This is a genomic window from Vibrio quintilis (assembly GCF_024529975.1).
Lineage (GTDB): Bacteria > Pseudomonadota > Gammaproteobacteria > Enterobacterales > Vibrionaceae > Vibrio > Vibrio quintilis.
This window is the reverse complement of the sequence record NZ_AP024897.1, coordinates 1,471,847-1,495,018: the sequence shown is the minus strand read 5'-3', so window position 1 is coordinate 1,495,018 and position 23,172 is coordinate 1,471,847. Positions and strand designations below refer to the sequence as shown.

General features: G+C 48.5%; 23 protein-coding genes and 1 tRNA gene. 17 read left to right on the top strand and 7 right to left on the bottom strand.

The features are described from left to right. Positions 1-35: 35 nt before the first annotated feature. On the bottom strand, positions 36-2,066 hold the full coding sequence (gene uvrB, locus OC443_RS07000) for an excinuclease ABC subunit UvrB (RefSeq protein WP_073584441.1): 2,031 nt from the start codon (positions 2,064-2,066) through the stop codon (positions 36-38). Positions 2,067-2,379: 313 nt separating this feature from the next. Between uvrB and OC443_RS06995 the strand changes: the two genes are divergently transcribed. Then, positions 2,380-3,474: a hypothetical protein gene (locus OC443_RS06995; protein ID WP_083601678.1), complete on the top strand. Its 1,095-nt coding sequence runs from the start codon at positions 2,380-2,382 to the stop codon at positions 3,472-3,474. Positions 3,475-3,546: 72 nt separating this feature from the next. Here OC443_RS06995 and OC443_RS06990 read toward each other — a convergent pair whose 3' ends face one another. Next, positions 3,547-4,689, bottom strand: a complete 1,143-nt coding sequence (locus tag OC443_RS06990) for an ATP-binding protein (RefSeq protein WP_073584437.1) — start codon at positions 4,687-4,689, stop codon at positions 3,547-3,549. Positions 4,690-5,049: 360 nt separating this feature from the next. Between OC443_RS06990 and OC443_RS06985 the strand changes: the two genes are divergently transcribed. The 3 genes from OC443_RS06985 to OC443_RS06975 all read left to right on the top strand — a co-directional run bounded on the left by OC443_RS06985 (position 5,050) and on the right by OC443_RS06975 (position 6,931). Continuing rightward, positions 5,050-5,490 carry a hypothetical protein gene (locus OC443_RS06985; protein WP_073584435.1) on the top strand — a complete coding sequence of 147 codons (441 nt, stop codon included), beginning with the start codon at positions 5,050-5,052 and terminating at the stop codon, positions 5,488-5,490. Between the two features lie 78 nt (positions 5,491-5,568). Continuing rightward, positions 5,569-6,138 (top strand): hypothetical protein, encoded by a 570-nt coding sequence (locus tag OC443_RS06980; RefSeq protein WP_073584433.1) that lies wholly within the window; start codon positions 5,569-5,571, stop codon positions 6,136-6,138. A 358-nt stretch (positions 6,139-6,496) separates the two neighbouring features. Then, positions 6,497-6,931, top strand: a complete 435-nt coding sequence (locus OC443_RS06975; RefSeq protein WP_073584431.1) for a hypothetical protein — start codon at positions 6,497-6,499, stop codon at positions 6,929-6,931. 67 nt (positions 6,932-6,998) lie between these two features. Here the strand turns inward: OC443_RS06975 and OC443_RS06970 are convergent, their stop codons facing one another. Further along, positions 6,999-7,334, bottom strand: a complete 336-nt coding sequence (locus tag OC443_RS06970) for a DUF4405 domain-containing protein (protein ID WP_073584429.1) — start codon at positions 7,332-7,334, stop codon at positions 6,999-7,001. Between the two features lie 1,057 nt (positions 7,335-8,391). On the opposite strand from OC443_RS06970, the gene OC443_RS06965 reads away from it, so the two are divergent. The 11 genes from OC443_RS06965 to OC443_RS06915 all read left to right on the top strand — a co-directional run bounded on the left by OC443_RS06965 (position 8,392) and on the right by OC443_RS06915 (position 18,058). Beyond that, a complete protein-coding gene (locus OC443_RS06965; RefSeq protein WP_073584427.1) occupies positions 8,392-8,802 on the top strand; it encodes a hypothetical protein in 411 nt (136 codons plus the stop codon). 294 nt (positions 8,803-9,096) lie between these two features. Beyond that, positions 9,097-9,172: transfer RNA gene (locus OC443_RS06960), tRNA-Asn, on the top strand. Positions 9,173-9,331: 159 nt separating this feature from the next. Then, complete coding sequence (gene rsxA / locus OC443_RS06955) at positions 9,332-9,913, top strand: electron transport complex subunit RsxA (RefSeq protein WP_073584425.1); 582 nt, start codon at positions 9,332-9,334, stop codon at positions 9,911-9,913. Then, entirely contained in the window at positions 9,913-10,500 is a 588-nt protein-coding gene (gene rsxB, locus OC443_RS06950) for an electron transport complex subunit RsxB (RefSeq protein ID WP_073584423.1), read from the top strand. Before rsxA ends, rsxB begins: the two co-directional genes overlap by 1 nt. Positions 10,501-10,508: 8 nt before the next feature. After that, positions 10,509-12,815 (top strand): electron transport complex subunit RsxC, encoded by a 2,307-nt coding sequence (gene rsxC, locus OC443_RS06945; protein ID WP_262021654.1) that lies wholly within the window; start codon positions 10,509-10,511, stop codon positions 12,813-12,815. Continuing rightward, positions 12,815-13,864, top strand: coding sequence for an electron transport complex subunit RsxD (rsxD, locus tag OC443_RS06940; protein ID WP_073586566.1), 1,050 nt, complete (start codon positions 12,815-12,817; stop codon positions 13,862-13,864). The genes rsxC and rsxD overlap by 1 nt, the downstream gene beginning before the upstream one ends. Positions 13,865-13,880: 16 nt before the next feature. Further along, a complete protein-coding gene (gene rsxG, locus OC443_RS06935; RefSeq protein ID WP_073586567.1) occupies positions 13,881-14,510 on the top strand; it encodes an electron transport complex subunit RsxG in 630 nt (209 codons plus the stop codon). Between the two features lie 38 nt (positions 14,511-14,548). Continuing rightward, positions 14,549-15,226, top strand: a complete 678-nt coding sequence (locus tag OC443_RS06930; RefSeq protein WP_200796998.1) for an electron transport complex subunit E — start codon at positions 14,549-14,551, stop codon at positions 15,224-15,226. Positions 15,227-15,328: 102 nt separating this feature from the next. Beyond that, positions 15,329-15,964, top strand: a complete 636-nt coding sequence (gene nth / locus OC443_RS06925; protein ID WP_073586569.1) for an endonuclease III — start codon at positions 15,329-15,331, stop codon at positions 15,962-15,964. Between the two features lie 378 nt (positions 15,965-16,342). Then, on the top strand, positions 16,343-16,885 hold the full coding sequence (locus OC443_RS06920) for a pesticin C-terminus-like muramidase (protein WP_073586570.1): 543 nt from the start codon (positions 16,343-16,345) through the stop codon (positions 16,883-16,885). A 450-nt stretch (positions 16,886-17,335) separates the two neighbouring features. Next, positions 17,336-18,058, top strand: a complete 723-nt coding sequence (locus OC443_RS06915; RefSeq protein WP_073586572.1) for an ester cyclase — start codon at positions 17,336-17,338, stop codon at positions 18,056-18,058. A 103-nt stretch (positions 18,059-18,161) separates the two neighbouring features. Here OC443_RS06915 and OC443_RS06910 read toward each other — a convergent pair whose 3' ends face one another. Beyond that, complete coding sequence (locus OC443_RS06910) at positions 18,162-18,914, bottom strand: class I SAM-dependent methyltransferase (protein WP_073586573.1); 753 nt, start codon at positions 18,912-18,914, stop codon at positions 18,162-18,164. A 148-nt stretch (positions 18,915-19,062) separates the two neighbouring features. Here OC443_RS06910 and OC443_RS06905 point away from each other — a divergent pair, with 148 nt between their 5' ends. Then, complete coding sequence (locus OC443_RS06905) at positions 19,063-19,263, top strand: hypothetical protein (RefSeq protein WP_073586574.1); 201 nt, start codon at positions 19,063-19,065, stop codon at positions 19,261-19,263. Positions 19,264-19,524: 261 nt separating this feature from the next. Here OC443_RS06905 and OC443_RS06900 read toward each other — a convergent pair whose 3' ends face one another. Both OC443_RS06900 and OC443_RS06895 read right to left on the bottom strand, forming a co-directional pair. Continuing rightward, on the bottom strand, positions 19,525-20,925 hold the full coding sequence (locus OC443_RS06900; protein ID WP_073586575.1) for a HAMP domain-containing sensor histidine kinase: 1,401 nt from the start codon (positions 20,923-20,925) through the stop codon (positions 19,525-19,527). Then, positions 20,922-21,644 (bottom strand): response regulator, encoded by a 723-nt coding sequence (locus tag OC443_RS06895; RefSeq protein WP_262021653.1) that lies wholly within the window; start codon positions 21,642-21,644, stop codon positions 20,922-20,924. Before OC443_RS06895 ends, OC443_RS06900 begins: the two co-directional genes overlap by 4 nt. A gap of 192 nt (positions 21,645-21,836) precedes the next feature. On the opposite strand from OC443_RS06895, the gene OC443_RS06890 reads away from it, so the two are divergent. After that, positions 21,837-22,403, top strand: coding sequence for a hypothetical protein (locus OC443_RS06890; RefSeq protein WP_262021652.1), 567 nt, complete (start codon positions 21,837-21,839; stop codon positions 22,401-22,403). Positions 22,404-22,467: 64 nt separating this feature from the next. Here OC443_RS06890 and OC443_RS06885 read toward each other — a convergent pair whose 3' ends face one another. Continuing rightward, positions 22,468-23,091, bottom strand: a complete 624-nt coding sequence (locus tag OC443_RS06885; protein WP_073586247.1) for an outer membrane beta-barrel protein — start codon at positions 23,089-23,091, stop codon at positions 22,468-22,470. Between the last annotated feature and the right edge of the window lie 81 nt (positions 23,092-23,172).

The following is a 23,172-nucleotide window of genomic DNA, read 5'->3' as shown; positions in this document are numbered from 1 at the left end:
ATCTTCAGAAGATCGTATTTGCTTATGCTTATAGTTTAGCTGTTCACAATGAATTGCTGACGAAGTTTTTCAATTTCATCGCGTTTTTTGGCAGCTTCTTCAAATTCCAGGTTCTGTGCATACTGATACATCTGTGATTCCAGCTTCTTGATCTCCTTTTCAAGCTGCTGCGGCGACAAAGCGGCATAACCCGCATCGGACTCCGCCACCTGAGATAATGGCACCGGCTGGCGCTTTCGCTGATTGCGGGTTTTGGCAATGTCACCCATTTCCATAATGTCTTTCACATCCCGGCGTAGTGCCTGCGGCTCAACACCCAGCTTCTCATTATGCGCCTGCTGTTTTGCCCGGCGACGGTTGGTTTCATCCATCGCCCGCTTCATCGACCCGGTCACTCTGTCCGCATAAAGAATCGCTTTCCCCTGAAGATTCCGGGCTGCCCGGCCAATCGTCTGAATCAGTGACCGTTCTGAACGCAGGAAGCCTTCTTTATCCGCATCCAGAATCGCCACCAGAGACACTTCCGGCATATCCAGCCCCTCACGCAGCAGGTTAATTCCAACCAGCACGTCAAACTCTCCCAGACGCAGGTCACGGATAATCTCAACCCGTTCAACCGTATCAATATCGGAATGGAGATAACGAACCCGGACATCATGCTCTTGCAGATATTCGGTTAAATCTTCAGCCATGCGCTTGGTCAGCGTGGTCACCAGCACCCGTTCATCTTTCGCCGCACGAATCCGGATTTCAGACAGCAAATCATCCACCTGAGTCGCCACCGGACGCACTTCAAGTTCCGGATCCAGCAATCCGGTCGGCCTGACGACCTGATCAGCCACTTCACCGGCTGATTTTTCCATCTCGTAAACCCCCGGCGTCGCCGAGATAAAAATCGTCTGCGGAGCCAGAGACTCAAATTCTTCGAACTTCAGCGGGCGGTTATCCAACGCACAAGGCAGCCGGAAGCCGAACTCCACCAGGGTTTCCTTGCGCGAGCGGTCACCTTTATACATCGCGCCAATCTGAGGGACCGTCACATGCGACTCATCGATCATCAGAATGCCGTCATGCGGCAGATAGTCGAACAACGTCGGTGGCGGCTCGCCGGGGTTGCGGCCACTGAGGTAACGGGAATAGTTTTCAATCCCGGAGCAGAACCCCAGTTCATTCATCATTTCAATGTCAAACTGCGTCCGCTGGGTAATCCGCTGCTCTTCCAGCAGCTTATTTTCTTTTATAAACCAGCTCTGGCGTTCTTTCAGTTCATCTTTGATCTGTTCAATCGCATCCAGAATCCGCTCACGGGGCGTGACATAGTGCGTTTTGGGATAAACGGTAAAACGGGGCAAATCACGCTGAATAATCGCGCCGGTCAGCGGGTCGAACAGGCTGATCACCTCGATTTCATCATCAAACATTTCCACCCGCACAGCTTCCTGTTCCGATTCCGCCGGGAAGATATCAATCACTTCGCCGCGCACCCGGAACTGGCCGCGCTCAAAACCGACATCGTTGCGGGTATACTGAAGTTCAGCCAGCCGTCTGAGCATCGCGCGCTGATCGGCCACATCACCGCGACGTAAATGCAGCATCATTTTCAGGTAAGAATCCGGATCACCCAGACCATAAATCGCGGACACCGAAGCAACAATGACAGCATCTTTACGCTCAAGTAGTGCTTTGGTTGCGGAAAGCCGCATCTGCTCAATGTGGGCATTAACGGAAGCATCTTTCTCGATAAAGGTATCCGTGGTCGGAACGTAAGCTTCCGGCTGATAATAGTCATAATAGGAAACAAAATATTCCACCGCATTATTCGGGAAGAAGGCTTTCATTTCCCCGTAAAGCTGGGCTGCCAGCGTTTTGTTCGGCGCCAGTAAAATGGCCGGCCGCTTTGCCCGGGCAATCACATTGGCCATTGTAAAGGTCTTTCCGGAGCCGGTCACACCCAGCAAAGTCTGATGTGCCAGGCCTGAATCCAGCCCGTCCAGCAGCTGTTCAATCGCCGCAGGCTGGTCTCCGGACGGCTGATAAGCGGACACCAGTTCAAACGCTTTACTCATGTTTATCCTCAGAATCTTAATAAAAGTTACATATCACCGTGTGTATTCTTACCCCGGCGGAAAAGATAAACAACCACTCACATGCAATGTTGCTTTATCTGTTGATACAAAACCGGTTTACCGGATGACATATACTTAAGAAGTTATTTATAATATTATCAGAAAAAATCAATCATCTATCAGCAAAGATCAATCATCAATTTTGGACACGCAATGCAACTGCATGAAAATAGGCTATTTTTATACTGACAGTAGTTTTTAGTATTGCAATGAAAAGGAGGGCACTTTGGATTTTCACGACAGGAATATTATCGTGGGGAAGTCAAACCACGGGTTTACCAATCTATACATCGATATGCTGATTCACAACTGCCATGTCAAACCTGAGAACATTTGCCTGCTGACACTGGATGATGAAGAAAATAAGACACTACCTGACGAACACCAAATCCTTATCCGCTATTATGAGCGTTGTTCACTCCAGGATGTTTCATCAGCAAAAACTATTACATTCATTTCTTTAAGCAAGAGTAACAGTTTTTTTATTAAACAATTACTTGATTATTCGACAGAAAATGCAGACAAAATTTATATACATCTGACCGAAGATGAATTAGATCGCTGGACCCTGACCAAGCGTAAGTTTGGTCAGATTGTTGAAACCAGCAAAAATAGTGTCAGCGCAGCCTGCCTTGCAGTGATGCCCCTCATTAAAAATTTCATAGCATCAGAAGCCGCATTCAGGCCGATGCTGGAAAATGTGCTTGAAAGGAATGATTTTAATATTATTGATGCAAGAGATGCGTTCTCAGTGATGCCGGTAAAATTACTGAGAAAATTTAAAGATCTATATGACGATAACTCTCAAAATACGCAGCCGGAGCAAAAAATACTGATTGGTGCGAAGCGCGGTGTTTTCAAGTTACGCGAAGTCATTTCATTACTCAGATCCATTGAGAAACAAGGGATTTTGCTTGATTATAAGTATATGATTTTTACTTATAAAAAGAGAAAGTTGTTCAGAGTACTCATCGATTTATATTGCTTATATCTAAGACATATTAAGAAAAAAATCATTGATATCAGTTATCCGACAGTCACCAACAGCGTGACTTATAACGCACTATTGATGTCTTGCTCTCACATTGTTTTACAACGACGTGGCGGCATGACCAGCATCAAGGAATACATCAGAATGGGACGAGGTGTCGTCCATGCAAAAGCAGATTCAACTAATCATAAAGAGCTTACCCAAAGTATCGGTGTCGATGTTGCTACTTATAATAATTTCTCTGAAATCGCATCCAATATTAAGACAAACCAGATAGATATTCAGCAAAACCAGCGAATCATCACCAGACGATTTAATGATAGTTACCAAAAACTCCGTTCAGTTTATGTAAACTGACGTCTGTCGAAATCAGAGAAATGAACTCTGAATGTTTTCATTTCTCTGATCATCTATACCCAAATAATCTTGCTAAACCTGTACAGCTTCCCCGAGAAATGACTGCAGGCCTGGTATTTCATTAAAATATGAACCACCGGCTTTGGTCAGCAGGCGCTTATTCAATAACTTAGTCACTGACTTTTGTACTGCACTTTTGGTCACCTGCTTACGGCCGGTGAGCTGAACGGCCTGTGCAAAGAAACTTTGGGTGTACACCGGCAGGTTACGACACAACCGCAGATAAACCTGCACATCCAGCGGCCTGAGCTGCCGGGCAATACCTTCAAAATCACCATCCAGCTTCATCCGTTCCTGCACGATTTCTAATGCAGCAAACGGATGCAGCCGCTGCGTAATCAGCTCAGCCATCACCATCCGGAACCAGAAAGGGGATTTCTCCACCTGACGAAATACATAAGAAAGCTCCGCCTGCGGGTAATCCAGTGCAAACTCAGCAATCAGCAGCGCATAAAAATGATGGACAAAGTCTTCATCCAGCAGCGGGAAATCAACCAGCATTGCCGAGCGGAAAAACGGCATCGGTTTCGTCGTGGTGCCACATAAAGCTTCTTCATGATTAAACATCGCATGGATACCGCCCCGGCTGCTGCCTGCAAATATCACACAGGTTTCCGGGAAAGAATCAAACTGCGTCCGCAATGTGCCCTGCAACCCCCAGAAACTGGCGGAAGTATTGAGATGCTGAACTTCATCGATCACGATCAATGGCCGTAGACCATGACTCCGGGCTTTATTAACCAGACGCCGGAACAGATTGCCAATCAGCGTCAGGGCAGAAGCAGGCACCGACGGAGACGGCTGCATATCGGCTGAAAGTTGAATGATGCCAAAATTCACCTCCAGCTTCGTGACCTCTGAAGCCAGTAATTCCCGGACAGATTCCAGCCCTTTCTCATCCAGAGAGGCTAAATAACGTTGCAGGGTATGGATGATCACATCCTGCGGGGCATCGGGGTTGTCCCACAGGTTGATATAAACGGGAAGAAATTTCAGTGCAATCGCCTGTTCGCAAACATCGTGTAACAGGAAGGCGGTTTTACCAATCCGGCGAACGCCCAGCAAAGCAAGCCGGGACACAGGCCCCCGGCCAATCGTGGTCAGATATTGCTGTGCCAGTTCAGCGCGCGGATAGTGCCAGTTGATGGGTTTCATATCCGGTATCCTTTCGTATCCTCGTCCAGATACATAAGCATAGGACAAAAGTATCCATCAGTATACTTTTGCCAGATACTTTTTACACAAAATGAATCCTCCTGATAAACCTCAAACGCACATAAGCAACCATGTTATATAAAACAAAATTTATTTAGTATATAGGATTATTATTATCATTCACAAGATTTGTATTGTGATTTAATGAACGATATTCAATTTATAAGCATTCATTTCTATAAAGTACTATTTTGTCTTTTTTATGACATACATGTCTTATAAATTAGGGCGGCTTATAAATAAGTATTCGTAAATTTAAAATAAATGAAAAAATAAAATATTTTTAAGGAATATGACCAAATGAAATTGATTCAATTCGCGGCACCGTTATTGTTGTTACCCTCTTTGGCTTTCGCAAATCCAACCAGTGTGACGGTTGGCCTTCCGGAAACCAATTGTTCAGATATGGCTCTTGGCAGTATCAGGCTCAGTCTGAACCTGACTGATCTCAACGGCAGCTCAGCCAACACGAATACAATCGGTATATCAGCTTATGATCACTACGGTCACACACTAAAAGGTTATGGTTCCATTAGTATCAATGGTAAGTACACAAAGACATTTGAGAAAACTTTCGGCATTGGAAGTTGCGCTGAGGTACCGAAATATCTGGTGATTAAAAATGCCCAAGGGGTCAATCATCCGGTTCTGGCAACTGGATATATAACTGTGTACGAAGAAAATAGCGGTACGGCTTTCTACCCCGTCCCACTAAACATCAACCAGGGAAATACATTCTAACCTAAATATTAAATAACTATATTGAACAACAATCGTGGTGCTGTTTTTTCAGCACCATTTTTATGAGGGTGTCATCAGATGAAATTAACTCACATCGCCGCATCTCTGATATTATTACCAGCGTTGTCATCATTTGCTTCTACAGAAACACAATATCTCGATTTATCGGCGAACATCGCAATCCCCAAACCTTACTGTAGCAGTACAACAAAAGCTTTCATTCAGCTTAATTTCCGTAATCCATCAACTATTCCTGCCCATATGGCCCTTCAATTTACGAATCAAAATGGAGAATCATATAACTTGGTGTTAAAAGATGCACCTGAAGGTATTCAGGATATTCAGCTTGACTCCGAAACGGTGTTACCCATCAATTCAAAGCTCAAAACACTGAGAATGGTATTTTCGGATCAGAACGGAGATAGCTATAATAAATGTAGTGAAATACCATCAATCATCACAATCATTCATAAAAGTGACGGTGCTCCCAGTGAAGATAATAAAAACTCTATGGGCATCCCACTTGTATTTAGCGAAATTGATGCAACCGGGTATGTCTCCACGATTTCCCAAGATGCGGTCATTCCGCTCAAAATAGGAAATTTAGTGTTCGATCAATTGAACTACATATGGCCGCCACAGTATTAATTTTATCCAATTGCACCAACAAAATACTGAGCCAGCGCCGGCACAGTATTCAATTATCCCGGCACCTGCCGGGAGTTTCTTGCTTAAAATTCAATCTAAACAATCAGAATAAAATATATTGATTACAAGAAAAATCCCTCAGTATATAAAACTATCATTACGTTTTATATAGCCTCACAGCGCTTTCATTGACTTACATTTCAACAATGGAATCAATCAGTTAAACAGAAATAAATTCGCTTTTCCCTGACACATTTCCACAGTAAATTAAAACGGCTTCATTCAGGATTATTTCAAATAAAATAATCCACTAAATAACGATTTAAAAACAACCAATTTTCTATAAGGAAACCGTCAGATGAAATTGACTAAGTTTGTAGCACCTTTATTGTTATTACCTTCCTTGGCTTTTGCGCATTCGACTGAGATGATATTTAATGCGCCGATATTGTCATGTGGCACAAATTATATGAATCTGACATTGTCAAATTTAAGTGATCATAATACGAATGTAAAAGTTGAACTGTATAACAAGAGCGGCCAACCGGTGACACCGACAGCATCGACGGGGATGGATGATTTTTTACCAAATGAGAACTTTACTATTCCTGCTAATTCTTCTGTCGTTTATTATGCCGATTTTAGAAAAGTAAATGGTAATAATGATTGCAGCACAAGTCCTGTGATTATCAAAATAATTAAAGATAAAAATAGTGAAATACTTGCAACTGGGTACAAATCAGCAACTAACACTTTAGTTCAATTTAACATCAACCAGGGCAAAGCATTCTAATCCCCACCAGACCCAAGATTCCCAACCTTCCGGCCCTGCCGGAAGGTTTTCCATGCTCTTCACCGCACTAACTGCCGATATTTAACGCCAGCCAAATCACCACCACCACGCCGCCGCCCGCCCAAAGCAGCGGATGATGCCATAACCGGCCGCGCTTGCCTTTCAGATACAGTGACATCGGCTTTAAATTCAGGTAGCCATGAAACAGCATCAGCACCACCGCCAGAAAAGCTAAATACAGGTGGATGTCTTTCAGCTCATGTTTGGTCAGCCCCAGCCACTGCCAATAGCCGGAACCCGGCCCGTGCGGGGCAAGAAACAGGACAAAGCCGGTCACTGCAATCATCATCAGCGCCAGCATCATGGTCACCGCTGTATAGGGACGAAATCTATTCGCATTCATCGGCTCCTCCGTCAATGTGCTTTTTCTCTGCGATATACCCAACTTCGCAGGGCGTCATCATTATTCCTTCGGGTATTTTCCCTGAACTGACCCTGTTGATGAAACTCTGAATCCTGCATCATGAGATCATGTGGGTTTAAGATGATTATAATATAACCCCCTCATCTGATGCGGTGATCACCGGAGCAATATACTCAAACAACCCGAAGATGCAGATTGTCTGGATATACCCAAGCAACCTGAAGATGCAAGGTTGTTTGGGTATATACGATTTATGCATGCTGATTTTTCATCAATGAAACGAAGTAATCTGCTTTTCGATAATAAACAGGAAATTAACCGGAATCCCCCGCGTACCTGCGTTCATCCGGTGCCAAAATCGTCTGTGAATGACTAAAAAGCCTGCGGGATTTTTTTGCTTTCTCAGACTGGCTGGCTATACTCAAAATCTGTCTTGAATCCATGTCTGGTTTCTTGCTATATTACCGGCCCTTCTCTGAGCTTTTCCTGTTTTTTTGCAAAAAAATAATCCACCGCTTTTCCCCAAAATCACCTTGAAATCGCCTATTTATTGAGCAGATTAATAGTTAGACTATTTTATCCTGATTCCATGAATAACTCGCAAATCATTTAAAATCATACAGATAAATTAACAATCAACTTATAGCCAACTGAGTTATCCCCATAATAATCCTGTCATTAATTTTTAATCAGATTTCACCCACACACTTATCCACAAATTTAGTGGATAAGTAAATACAGGGCACAAACGGCAAGGGCTACAGAAAAGTAAAGTTTTTTTTATGCTTTTTTTACGGCGGCAAGATTGACATTAAACAGACAGTTGTAGTCGTGTAGCGCTCCGCGGGAAATGAGAAATCGTGACGGGTAAAATGGGCTGATGACTCATTCCGGCAACCAGTATTGACAAAGACGTTACCATTATTGATTTCATCTTGAAGTTATTTTCAGGCTGATTTACAAAGTGTGACGACAATGGTTAAATATGAGCTCAATTGAATATTCAACCTAAAAAATAAACAAGTAAGAGACACATATGAAAATTAAATCAATACTAACCATTCTTTGTACTACTGCAGCATGCCTTGGTGGTTTACCGACAGCAAATGCAGCCGCATCTGTTTGCCGGACACCAAATATTGTCTGTTCAGGACAAACCACCGCCGGGGACACAGATTGGGTCGCATATGGCAGCAATGGTATTTACGTTGATATTGATACTTCAGAATGTGCACTGAATTCTGTGCCTGCATATATTACATCAATGAGTGGTTCGACTAATCTATGGTCTACCAGTGGTGCTACATCTGTATATAATCCGACTGATACTGGTTTTAGAGTATATGTTCGCTATACCAGCGGCAAAAGTATCTCTCCGGCTGCCGCTAATGAAATGAACTGGGCGATAAACTGGGTTGCGCTCAGCTCTGCTGATTGTACGCAATAACTTTTTTCATACAGTCCGCAACTGCGGGCTGTCATTTCCACAATCAATCAACTCTCATTTTTACACGCCATTCAGAGCAATCACCAACCCGTTTGCAATTGATTTATCGCTGACTGACCACGAGTCATCCCAACGATGTGTCTTCCGGAAGACATTTATGGTGATGAACCGGGGTCTCTCCTTTGCATCGGTATCTGATTTTTTATCTGTTTTTTCTCATTTGATGTGGATTTTATTTTTGGGCGGTGATAGTATCCCCGTCCGTTGAAAAGCAAAGTGTTTTGCTCAGACAATTCCCCCTTAGTTCAGTTGGTAGAACGGCGGACTGTTAATCCGTATGTCGCAGGTTCGAGTCCCGCAGGGGGAGCCATATTTCAGAAAACCGCACTGATTTCAGTGCGGTTTTTTTCGTTTCTTACCTGCCGGTTTTCTTACCGGAAAGCATAAAAACCGCATGTTCTGCCGGTTGTTATTCAACTCACAAATCTGGATAATAGCCAGATCATCATAAATATAAGTAGTGTGAGTCATGACCGAATATATTCTGTTGTTAATCGGCACGGTATTGGTCAACAATTTTGTTCTGGTTAAATTTCTTGGATTATGTCCGTTTATGGGTGTGTCCAAAAAACTGGAAACGGCCATTGGTATGGGGCTGGCAACGACGTTTGTCTTAACTCTGGCTTCCGTTTGTTCTTATCTGGTTGAAAGCTATATTCTGCGGCCTTTCGGGATCGACTATCTGCGCACCATGAGCTTTATTCTGGTGATTGCCGTTGTGGTGCAGTTCACTGAGATGGTCGTGCATAAAACCAGCCCGACACTCTACCGGCTGCTGGGCATTTTTCTGCCGCTTATCACCACCAACTGTGCCGTGCTGGGTGTCGCCCTGCTGAATATTAATGAGAACCATAACTTTATTGAGTCCGTGATTTACGGATTCGGTGCCGCAGTCGGTTTTGCGCTGGTGCTGATCCTGTTTGCATCGATCAGAGAGCGGATTCATGTGGCCGATGTGCCAGCCCCGTTTAAAGGCGCATCCATTGCCATGATCACAGCCGGCCTGATGTCGCTGGCCTTTATGGGTTTCACCGGACTGGTTAAAATATAATGAGCGCAATTCTAATCGCAATTATCGCCCTGGCAGCCCTCGCCGCCATATTTGGTGCCATTCTTGGTTTTGCCTCTGTGCGCTTTAAAGTCGAAGGCGACCCGGTGGTGGACCAGATTGATGCGATTCTGCCGCAAACTCAGTGTGGTCAGTGCGGCTATCCCGGCTGCCGGCCTTATGCGGAAGCCATTGCCGGTGGCGATGAGATCAATAAATGCCCGCCCGGCGGTCAGCCGACGATTGAAAAGCTGGCCGATCTGATGGGTGTGGATGTGCCGGAACCGGCCCATGACCTGTCGGAAAAGGTCAAACGCGTCGCATTTATTCATGAAGATATGTGTATCGGCTGCACCAAATGTATCCAGGCCTGTCCGGTCGATGCGATTGTCGGTGGCACCAAAGCGCTACACACGGTCATTAAAGACGAATGCACCGGCTGCGACCTGTGTGTTGCGCCCTGTCCGACCGATTGTATTGAGATGATTCCGGTCAATACCACGCCAGACACCTGGAAGTGGCAGATGAACGCCATCCCGGTAACCAACGTGCCGGCAGATCAGGCCTTATCCAACCACGGAGCAGATTAAGAGCAGATATGCAGTCACTTATCGAACAAATCAAATCAGGCCATATCTGGGATTTTCCGGGCGGGATTCATCCGCCGGAAAACAAAATCCAGTCAAATAAATGTTCGCCGGCGATGTCGCCGGTTCCGGCCGAGCTGGTAATTCCACTCAAACAGCACATCGGCAAACCGGGTGATTTGCGGGTCAAAACAGGCGATACGGTCCTGAAAGGTCAGCAACTGACACAAACCGCCTCGCCGGTGATGCTGCCCGTTCATGCGCCAACGTCAGGCACCGTCAAAGCAATTGAGCAGCGCACCATCGCCCACCCTTCCGGACTGACGGAACTGTGTGTGGTCATTACCCCGGATAACCGCGGTCAATGGTGTGAGCGGGTTGCCACCCCGGATTTTACCGCCTGTTCGCCGGAGTATCTGATTGAAATCATCCGCCAGGCCGGGATTTCCGGCATGGGCGGCGCCGGGTTCCCGACCGCACGGAAAATTCAGGCCGGTCTGGCCCGGACTGAAGTCCTGATGATCAATGCCGCAGAGTGCGAACCCTACATTACTGCTGATGATGTGCTGATGCAGTATTACGCGGAAGAAATTATTCAGGGAATTGAAATCACTGAGCATATCCTCAAGCCTCAAATGGTGATTATCGGCATTGAAGACAATAAGCCGGAAGCCATCCGGGCGCTGGAAAAAGCCGCGGTACACAAAGACTATATGATCCGCGTTATCCCGACCAAATACCCTTCCGGCGGCGAAAAACAGCTGATCAAGGTACTGACCAATAAAGAAGTGCCTGCCGGAAAAATCCCCGCCGATATCGGCATCTCAGTGCAAAACGTCGGCACCATGTTCGCAATTCAGCAAGCTGTGATTAAAGGCCAGCCGTTGATTCACCGTCTGGTCACGCTGACCGGTAAAACCTTCCAGCAGCCCCGCAACGTGTGGGCTTTAATCGGCACACCGGTCGAACACCTGCTGAAAGAATTTGACTACACCGCAGATAAAAAACAGCCCCGGCTGATCATGGGCGGCCCGATGATGGGCTTCACCCTGCCCCATGCGCAGGTGCCGGTCACAAAAACCACCAACTGTATTCTCGCACCGTCGGTGAAAGAAATCTCACCGCAGCAGCGCGAGCTTGCCTGTATCCGTTGCGGGCAGTGTGCGGAAGTCTGCCCGGCTTCTTTATTACCGCAACAGCTCTACTGGCACAGTAAAGCTGAAGAATACGACAAGTGTCAGGAACTGAATTTAAAAGACTGCATCGAATGTGGTGCGTGTGCTTATGTCTGCCCGAGCCAGATTCCGCTGGTGCAGTATTATCGTCAGGCAAAGGCTGAAATCAAAACCCGCGAACATGAAGCCGCGGCAGCTGAGCGGGCGCGTCAGCGCTTTGAAGCCAAACAGGAACGCCATGAACGGGAGAAACAGGAAAGAGAACAACGCTTTAAAAAGGCTGCCGATAACCGTCGTCAGGACATGGTCAAACAACAAGGCGGTCAGGATGCGATTCAGGCGGCTATCGAACGGGTAAAAGCTCAGAAACAGCAGATCCAGCCGGATGCCAAACCGGTTAAACCGGCCGTTGCCGCCGCCATTGCCCGTGCAAAAGCCAAACAGGAAGCAGCCCGTCAGGCAGGTGCATCAGAGCCGGATAACAGTGAAATGATGCGCCTTCGTGAAGCTCGCAAGCAGCAGGCCAGAGCACAGAAAGCAGCGAAAGCCTCAGCAGAAAACACAGCGGCAACCAACTCACCGGACAAACCCGAAGATAAAAAAGCCGCCGTCGCAGCCGCGATTGCCCGCGCCAAAGCACGTAAAGCACAGCAGCAGGCTGAAGCCGCACCGGCCGAAGCATCTCAGACTGAAGCTCAGACACAAATTCAGGCAGAGGCAGACACGCAGGCGCAGCCGGAAGATCCGAAAAAAGCCGCCGTCGCAGCCGCCATTGCCCGCGCCAAAGCACGTAAAGCACAGCAGCAGGCTGAAGCCGCACCGGCCGAAGCATCTCAGACTGAAGCTCAGACACACATTCAGGCAGAGGCAGACACGCAGGCGCAGCCGGAAGATCCGAAAAAAGCCGCCGTCGCAGCCGCCATTGCCCGCGCTAAAGCACGTAAAGCACAGCAGCAGGCTGAAGCTGAAGCCGCACCGGCCGAAGCATCTCAGACTGAATCTCAGACACAAATTCAGGCAGAGGCAGACACGCAGGCGCAGCCGGAAGATCCGAAAAAAGCCGCCGTCGCAGCCGCGATTGCCCGCGCCAAAGCACGTAAAGCACAGCAGCAGGCTGAAGCAGAACGCAAGGAGAAACCATAGTGGCCTTTTTTATTGCCAGTTCACCCCATGTCCATCAGAAACGCAGCACTTCTGATTTGATGAAGTGGGTGATGATTGCTGCCTGCCCCGGCCTGATTGCACAAATCTGGTTCTTCGGCTGGGGAACGCTGATCCAGCTGGTGCTGAGCCTCGTACTTGCTCTGGTACTGGAAGGGCTGGTGATGAAACTGCGCAAACGCCCGGTCAGTGATGCAACCGACGATTGCAGCGGGCTGGTTACCGCCTGGCTGCTGGCCGTCGCCATTCCGCCGCTGGCGCCCTGGTGGGTACTGTTCACCGGCATGTTCTTTGCGATTATTATCGCCAAACAACTTTACGGCGGCATGGGGCAAAACCCGTTCAACCCGGCGATGATTGGCTATGTGGTACTGCTGGTCTCTTTTCCGCTTCAGATGACCAGCTGGATGCCTCCTCATTCACTGGTGGGTGACCCGCAGTCATTCCGCGATGCATTTCATCTGATCTTCACCGGATTTAACACCCACGGCCAGTCACTGCAACAGGTGCGCGAAACGATTGATGGCATCACGATGGCAACACCGCTGGATGATGTGAAAACAAGCATCCGTGCCGGTGGCACCGCCGCAGATGTCATTCGCCACAAACAGTTCGGGCTGGTCGCAGGGCTGGGCTGGGAAATTGTCAATCTGGCTTATCTGCTGGGCGGCTTACTGCTGATCCGGTTACGCATTATTCAGTGGTATATTCCGGTCGCTTTTTTAGCCGGGCTGCTGCTGATGAGCCTCACTGGTCGTCTGATTTCTCCGGAAACCGTCGCATACCCGCTGATGCACCTGTTCTCCGGGGCAACGATGCTGGGCGCATTCTTTATCGCGACCGACCCGGTCAGTGCCGCCACCACGGTCAAAGGCCGGCTGATTTTCGGCGCATTCACCGGCATCATGGTGGTGATTATCCGCACCTGGGGCGGTTATCCCGATGGCGTGGCATTTTCCGTGTTGCTGGCCAATATGTGTGTACCGCTGATCGACTATTACACCCGGCCAAGAACATACGGTCACAAGTGATTGAAAGGAACCCCAGATGCTGACTGCAATTCGTAATAACGGTCTTATTCTTGCTGTTTTTGCCTGTCTTTCCACCGGGCTGGTTGCGCTGACTTACGCGCTGACTGCCACACGGATTCAGGCCCAGGAAGAAGCACAGCTGATGTCTGTGCTCAATCAGGTCATTCCGGCCACGGAACATGATAACGATTTACATAACGCCTGTACCCTGGTCAGCCAGCCCTGGCTGACAAATCAGCCACCGTTCCATGCTTATATCGCGAAGAAGCAGGGGCAACCCGCAGGCATCGCGATTGAAACCATCGCACCGGACGGTTATAACGGCGCGATTAAACTGATTGTCGGCATCGATAATCAGGGTGTGATCACCGGCACCCGGGTGCTGGCACATCACGAAACCCCCGGACTGGGCGACCGGATTGATTTACGTATCACCGACTGGATTCTCGGCTTCACCGGCAAACAGGTCACCGCAGAGAATGAATCCAGCTGGCAGGTCAGAAAAGACGGCGGTGAATTTGACCAGTTCACCGGTGCGACAATTACGCCGCGGGCAGTTGTCAAAGCGGTGAAAAAAATCACGCAGTTCGTTGATCAAAACCGCGCAGCCATTTATCGTCAACCCTATCAATGTCAGGGAGAATAAACATGAATCCGGAGACAAAAGCCCTGAACCGCAAACTGATGCAAGACGGCCTGTGGTCGAACAACCCGGCACTGGTTCAACTGCTTGGCCTGTGTCCGCTGCTGGCGGTCTCTTCCACTATCACCAATGCGCTTGGCTTAGGCATTGCCACCATGCTGGTGCTGATCGGCTCGAATGTCACAGTGTCACTGGTGCGTGATTATGTGCCGAAAGAAGTCCGGATTCCGGTGTTTGTGATGATCATTGCCGCATTGGTGACCTGTGTTCAGCTGCTGATGAATGCCTTTGCTTACGGTTTGTATCTGTCGCTGGGCATTTTCATCCCGCTGATTGTGACCAACTGCATTATTATTGGCCGGGCAGAAGCCTTTGCGTCTAAAAACCGGGTGGTACCAGCGCTGCTGGACGGCATCTGGATGGGCATGGGCATGACCTGCGCACTGACGGTTTTGGGGGCAATCCGCGAATTACTCGGCAAAGGCACTCTGTTTGACGGGGCCGACCTGCTGCTGGGCGAATGGGCCAAAGTATTACGGATTGAAGTCATCCATATCGACAACAGCTTTCTGCTGGCACTGCTGCCACCAGGCGCATTTATCTGCGTCGGGTTCCTGATTGCGCTCAAATATGTGATTGACCGGTTTATTGCTGCCCGCCAGCCCGAACCGGAGAAACAGGTGATTGAACGCGCGCGGGTCACCAAAGTTTCCCAATAGCAGAAACGAATACAAATATCAGCACAAATCAAATTATAAAAACAAGGCCGTGGCGGTCAGTCAGGGCCATCAGAATCAAACTATTGATCAGCCGGAAGTCTTATGAACAATCAAAAACGTGTCGAAATTTTAACCCGCCTGCGGGAACAGAACCCGCATCCGCAAACCGAACTGGAATGGAGCAGCCCGTTTGAACTGCTGATTTCTGTGCTCCTTTCGGCTCAGGCGACCGATGTCAGTGTCAACAAAGCCACAGCGAAACTGTATCCGGTCGCCAATACACCGCAGGCGATGCTCGATCTGGGCGTTGATGGCGTGAAGTCTTATATCAAAACCATCGGCCTGTTCAACTCAAAAGCAGAAAATGTGATTAAAACCTGCCGGATGCTGCTGGAAAAACATCAGGGCGAAGTGCCGGAAGACAGAGCCGCGCTGGAAGCCCTGCCCGGTGTCGGCAGAAAAACAGCCAACGTTGTTCTCAACACGGCCTTCGGCTGGCCGACAATTGCAGTTGATACGCATATTTTCCGGGTCTCCAACCGGACTAAATTTGCGATGGGAAAAAATGTCGATGACGTCGAGCAGAAACTGCTCAAAGTCGTGCCGAAAGAGTTCAAAGTGGATGTTCACCACTGGCTGATTCTGCACGGGCGCTACACCTGCGTGGCCCGCAAACCCCGCTGCGGCAGCTGTATCATTGAAGATTTATGTGAATATAAAGAAAAAACCGACGTTTAATTTCCGGCGTTTTCAGCTTTTCACACCGGAAGTTTATTTTTCCGTCAGGCCGCGTGTTGCGGCTTGATCTCTTTTTTACCAATGAGTTAACCTGAGCCTGTCAACTTTCCTGCCTCTGAAAATGTCACAATCTTAGTTTGTAAATTTATCATGTGTGTTCAGTCACATACGCCTTTATCCGCAACATTTTTTTTACACCTTACACTACACTGAAACATATATAGTTAAACAAGCTGAATATGCAGCACGCTTGTACCCAAAAAAATATACCCAAAAAAAGATATCCGTATCCGGGGAATTTGCTGATCTCAGGCGTGACAGATCAATAGCAGTCCCGGATGTATCAACAAACAGAAGTCAGTAGAAAAGGTAAACGATATGATTGATTTCAACTTTATCGAACAATGTGAAGGCTTACATTGTCAGGGCTATATTCCTGAAAACCACCATGAGTCGGGCGTCCATATCGCCTGTGGTCTGGATCTCAGTGTCTACAGAAAACATGAACTGTTAACTCATGGCCTGCCAGAAACGCTGGTTCATAAGCTATCCCCCTATCTGGGACTGAAAAACCATGCGGCGGTGAATGCACTGCGGGACAAACCGCTGGAAATCAGCGAAAAAGAGGCGGTTGCGATCAACAAATTATTTCATCGTCAGGTGCTATCCCGGCTGAAAAGACAGTGGCCGAAATCTTCCCGTGCGGTGCCGTTTGAAAAACTGCCCGATGAATGCCAGACCGTCGTTGCATCGGTCGCACACCAGTACGGCAACCTGTCAACACGCACCCCGCACTTCTGGCACCAGTGCACCACCGGCGACTGGCATGATGCCTATAACAATCTGATGCACTTTGGTGATCATTACACTGACCGCCGCCACAAAGAAGCCCACTTACTGGGAAAATGTCTCGGTAAATAAGCAGCGACAGCCTGATGATGCTCTCATATGGCCGGATCACGATGAAAGTTTTATAAAGTTAAACGGATAATCACATCTAACATTTCATCAAAACAGGGGCCGGGAGCATCTTCAACAAACAGATATACCCAAACAACCTGATATCGCATTCCCATCAATATTTTCGATATGAATATTGCCTGTCTCCATGACCCGCTCCATATAGCTATTTGAGGCAACTGATATTTTATGGACCACCGCTGTGGCAGAGCACAAAACACTACACACAGGTCATCAAATTCTGATTTACAGGATGAACTGCTGAAATATTCACCATAAAAATGCATTGCCATTGAATCTGTATGCATATAAACTGGCTCTCCGGTTATCTCACACAACGACGTATAAGCCACACATAAGACCAGGCAATTTTGATGGCAGTGTCAATACTGATGACAGAAAGGAAAGCACATGAAGCACCGGGACAAAAATATGACGTTTGCTCAAAGCTTTATGCACCATGTTTGGCAGGATAAGGGGCATTGGGAAGTCGAAGACTACCTTAACCCGCAGCTCATCGTTGAATCCCCGCTGAAAACCTGCGTTGGCTCGCAGAATCTCTCCAGTACCTTTTCTGTCTGGTTGCGGGCTTTTCCTGATCTGCAATACCACGAGCAGGAAGTCAAACTATGTGGCGACTGGGTCACCATCGACTGGACGGCAGAAGGCGATCACCTTGGGGAATTTTTCGGCCTGTCAGCGACCGGGAAGAAAATCAACTACTGCGGTACGACCATGGTGTTGATGTCTGATGGCATCATTCACTCCTACCGGGCGGATGTGTCCCTGTCGCAGGTGCTTGAGTGTATTTCCGGTGTACCGCACAACGGCGCCCCGGCGATGGCACAACAATCGTCAGATGACATGTTTGTTCACTTCAACCGGATTACCGGCGCCCGGCTCAGCCGCAGACAGATCGAATGCCTGTCACTGATTTGTCTTGGCAACAACAATAAAACCATTGCCGCCAGACTGGGCATTCAATACAGCACATTCAGAACCCACCTCGAAAGAGCGCTGCCCCTGCTCGGGCTTTCATCTCCCAAAGAAGTGTTTGACTGGGCTTATTCAACCCATGTTTTAGAGCTGCTGATTCACATTGGCCTGCACCGGATTCAGCCGGTTTACGCCTGAATCATTCAACTTTTTTATTCACTCAGGTCAATCAATTCACCCCAATCATCATTTGCATAACTATTCACCACAGTGGCGATACAATCACCTGATTCCGGTCTGCTCAGGATGCAACAAAAAAGATGATGTCATATTTCATGATGACGCCCCCGCTTTGCGGCTGGCCGGTCAGTTCTGCATACCGCGCAAACCAGTCATCAATAAAGCTTTCAGGGTAATGGCCACAATGAGGTAACCAGCCGGAAATATAGCGCTTAAACTTCACCTGATCATCAAAGCCAGCCTGCTTCGACTCCTGCCACAGCTCAGTGCGGGTGAAGCCGGCAGCGGTTAATCGCTGATTAAAACTTTCCCGGGTATAAAAATGGTATGGATTAGAAAAATCAGGCAGATCCATCTGTTGGTAAGCAGGCAAATTTTCAACCCATGCTGCCGCATCCCACAATTCATGACATTTGGGATAAATCAGACCAAAAAAGACGCCATTTGTTTTCAGTCTGCTTTTAGCTGCTGCTAATGCTTCATCAAGTCCGTGCACCCAGTGAAGGCAGTTAAAACTGGTCATCACATCAAAATCGTGGTCAATTTCAGCCAGGTGCTCTGCTGCCAGGTGCCGGAACTGACACTCAGGAAAATGCTGTTGAGCAAAAGAAATCATCTCCTTTGAGGCATCGATCCCGGTCACTTTTGCGCCCTGATGATGTAAAAAGGCTGAAATTTTTCCGTCGCCACAGCCGATATCAAGCAGCGTTTTGTGATCTAAATCAAGGTTGAGTTTTTTGATCAGATAATTCGCTTCAACGGCCTGAACTGATGAATTGTTGTTATAGTGATGCGCATCACGAAAAATAGTCATTCGTCCCTCTTTTGTCCTCATTTTTTGACGACCACCTCCAGGGCCAGTCGTATTATCATGTCTTTATTGTATTTCACTGTTGTATATCTTTGTCAACCAGCACCAATTGTAACTACTTGATGAAAAGGCGATTTCAGAAGGAAACCAGATGACTGATTTAGAAGAACTCAAACTCTGGTGTGAAATCGTGCAACGAACAGCAGCGCCGGTGGATGGGGAAAGCCCGTCAGAAACAGAGAACGCTGCACTGGCAAGAAGTTGTCGGGTTCTGGCACAAATTGCGACCATGATTGCAGATAGAACTGAAGTATCCGCAACATCGCAGGCCAGAGAAAAAGACGTCGCCTGACCGGATACGTATGAACAGTGAAAGTCATATGAGAGATTCCTGATGTAGCTGGTGGAATGTGTTATGCCCTGATTCCCCCTCATGCATGCATAACACATTCCACCCAGCTAAGACCAAGGGCAGCCCGGTTCTGTACACATTATCTGTAAGCTTTTTTTCAACATTTTTTAAACGCTGATGTGACCAGAACCGGCCCTTTTATCCCCGGATGACCCTTCTTTTTATTGCCCGGAACACCTTTCGTTCACCGACATCATTTGCTCATCCGGCTGACACCGTAAAGGTTGCCACCAGTCCGTGAGGCTGATTCCCGGCAAGCCGTAACTCCCCGCCGTGAGCGATAGCCAGAGAACGGGTGATCGACAGGCCCAGCCCGACACTCGAATCCTGCGTATCCCGGGCGGGATTCAGCCGGGTAAACGGCTTCATCACATCGTCAAATTTTGCTGCATCAATGCCCGGGCCGGTATCTGCCACCGTAACAGCCAGATGGTGCGTTTCCTGCCGGATTTGCAGCGAAATCCGGCAATCCCGCCCGCCATATTGCACCGCATTATTGACCAGATTTTCTGTCATCCGCCTGAGACTCAAAGGCGGAACAGACCAGACACCTAATCCACCCGGCTGATAAGCGATCGTGATCTGCTTTTCAGCATATTCATCCACGATGGTTTGCATCAGCGTATCAACCTCTGTCGGGCAACGCGGCTCAGGTTCACCATCATCACGGGCGAAACGCATGGTGGCCTGAAGCATGTTTTCCATCACGGTCAGGGTGCGCAACATCTGCTGTTTGTCTTCACTCTCTTCAATAAATTCCAGCCGCAGGCGCAAACTGGTCAGCGGTGTGCGTAAATCGTGGGAAATCGCTGCCAGCAGCCTGGTGCGGTCACTGATATATTCGGTCAGCCGGGTCTGCATCTCATTAAAAGCCTGAACCGTCGGATATAAATCCTGCGGGCAATCGGTGCTGACCGGTGTCACCGATTTATGTGTGGCGAATGCTTCAGCCGCTTTCTCCAGTGCCCGGACCGGCTTTAAAGCATGGCGGATAATCAGCAGACAAATCAGAACCGTGCCCGCCATCACCAGCGATAACGTGATCAGCACACTGGCTGACCAGTGCGTGATCTCCGGGCTGACACCGGATGAAAAGTTAAGCCAGCCGCCCTCCGGCAAGCGCACAGAACCATCCATTGTGGCGACAAATCTCATCCGGCGGTTACGGAATTCTTTATTCCGCCCGCCGGCCATCATGCCATAGTGCCCTTCCGCCACAGGCTGCTCCGGCCGGGCCTGCGGGATAAAGTTCAGATAAGCCTCCGGTATTCCGGCCGCCTCAAGCCTGTTAAGCAAAATTGTGGCTTCACTGCTGACAGGCCGGGTCACCTGAATGCGGGGGTCAGCTGACACAGACAGATGCAGGTCTGAGCTGTTACTGGCCTGAATCATCGCAGGATGCAGTGCCACCGGCGTTTGCGAAAGAATACTGACCACGGAGATGACCCGCTGTACGGCACCGGAAGCCGATAACCGGCTCAGCCGCTCCGACTTTTCAGCAGACAACAGATAAAAAGAGAGTAAAAAGCTGATACAAAATCCGGCCAGAATCACCACCGCGATCTGATGAATCAGTTTCTGATGCCGGAACCAGCGAATCATGTCGACACCTCACAGCTGAACTGATATCCGCCACCCCAGATGGTTTTAATCAGACGGGGCGATTTCGGATCGGATTCAATTTTTTTCCGCAGCCGGCTGATCAGGGTGTCAACGGCCCGGTCATAGACGTCAGCACCCCGTCCCTGCACCAGCCGGAGCAGATCTTCTCTGGACAGCACCACACCAGGATGGGACAAAAACGCCACCAGCAGTTCAAATTCGGTCGAGGTCAGCGCGATAAGCGTGCCCTGCGGGTCTTTCAGTTCGCGGGATGCCGAATCAAGCGTCCAGCCATCAAACTGATACAGGAAATGCTGTCCGGCCAGCTGGTCATGCACCTGGGGAATGGTAAAGTGTCTTCTCAGCACCGCCCGGATACGGGCCAGCAACTCTCTGGGATTAAAGGGTTTGGGAATATAATCATCAGCCCCGACTTCCAGCCCGACAATCTTATCGATCTCTTCCCCCAGCGCCGTCAGCATAATCACCGGAATATCCGATTTGGCCCGGACTTCCCGGCAGAGCGTCACCCCGTCTTTTCCCGGTAACATCAGGTCTAAAATCAGCAAATCAAAATGCCCGTGATTCATCTGCTGCACCATTTCTTCCCCGTCTGCGGCGACAGAAACCACCATGCCATGCTGCATTAAAAAACGTTTCAGCAGTTCTCTGATATCACTGTGGTCATCCACCACAAGAATTCTGTAGGATTTATCCATCGGCCTGCCCGGTGCCTCTCTGCTGTATTGACATCATTCAATATATACCGACGGCTGCGGAATGTGTGACAAAGTTTGTCAATATCCGTGGTTTGTCATTCATTGTCAGAAACAAAAGGATTTGCGACACACATTTCTGTCCGGTTGCTGTTGTAATTAAGATGAATCACAAAGATTGCGAAGGAGCAGACGATGAAAACTTTCACTAAGACTTTACTGGGTATCATGGCACTGGGTTTATCAGTGGGCGTCTATGCACACTACACAGGTCAGGACCGCCAGCCACAGGGAAACGGCCCGCACTACGGCTGGATGGCGCAGCAAAACGGACAGGAAAAACAGCAGGGTGTGAACAATGCGCAGCGCAAAGAGAATGGTCAGGGCAAACAACAGGCCATGAACAACGCGCAGCGCAAAGGAAACGGTCAGGGCAAACAACAGGCCATGAACAACGCGCAGCGCAAAGGAAACGGTCAGGGCAAACAACAGGCCATGAACAACGCGCAGCGCAAAGGAAACGGTCAGGGCAAACAACAGGCCATGAACAATGCGCAGCGCAAAGGAAACGGTCAGGGCAAACACCACGGAATGCGCTATGCCCAACGCAATGGTCAGGGCCCGCAACAGGCCGGCGATCAAATCAAACAACCCCGCCGCTATGGCAAAGGGTCTTCTGACTGCACCGGATACAAAAACCTGCAGGAGAAAAAACTACGCCGGGGAAACGGGAACCAGCCCGCTCAGCTGAACCGTTCGTAACACGCGGTGAACCACACAGTCAGGCAGTTGCCGACGGGATGTATCTGTCGGCAACCGTGTCAGGCTACCGGTGCGCAACCGGGAAATGATAAATCAGATTTAAATGAACCGTATTGACGGTATCTTTGCCGTGATAGGTCGTTCCGGAGATCTGCTGGGAAAAGTTATGATCGTAAATCCGCATCCACTCAACTTCCAGCTCCACCGGATTTCCGTTATTCACACTAAAACCAACCCCATAAACAAAGTCACTCTCCGAATCCGATAAGCCGCCCACCGAGACTTTGGTCCGTCCGACACCAGCGATAACATAAGGTCTGAAAGATTTATTCAGCGGAATAATCCCTTTTGCTAACAGGGAAAAATGCCGGTCCACCGAAACGGAAACACCGGCCAGGTTATCATCTTCCACATTACCGTATCCGCGGGCTTCAATGGCAAAGTTTTCATGGAGCTGATACCCGACATGCACACCAAGCAGGATATTGTCAAAATCTGCACTTCCGACACCGGACACTTCTTCCTTCATATCCGCAAAAGCAAAGCCCAGCCCCATGTACATATGCTGCTGATGGTCCCCTGGAAACCAGTCGTGATCTTTATCTTTCTTTTCAGCCGCAACCACCGTACCGGCCAACAGGCTCAGTAATAATCCGGCAATCGCCCACCGGCAGTGATGTCCTTTCATCTGTTTGTCTCCTTTTATATGCAATAAAACAGATAAAATTATAGATGAAATACATTGCGTTGCGTGGCAAATCATTGAAAA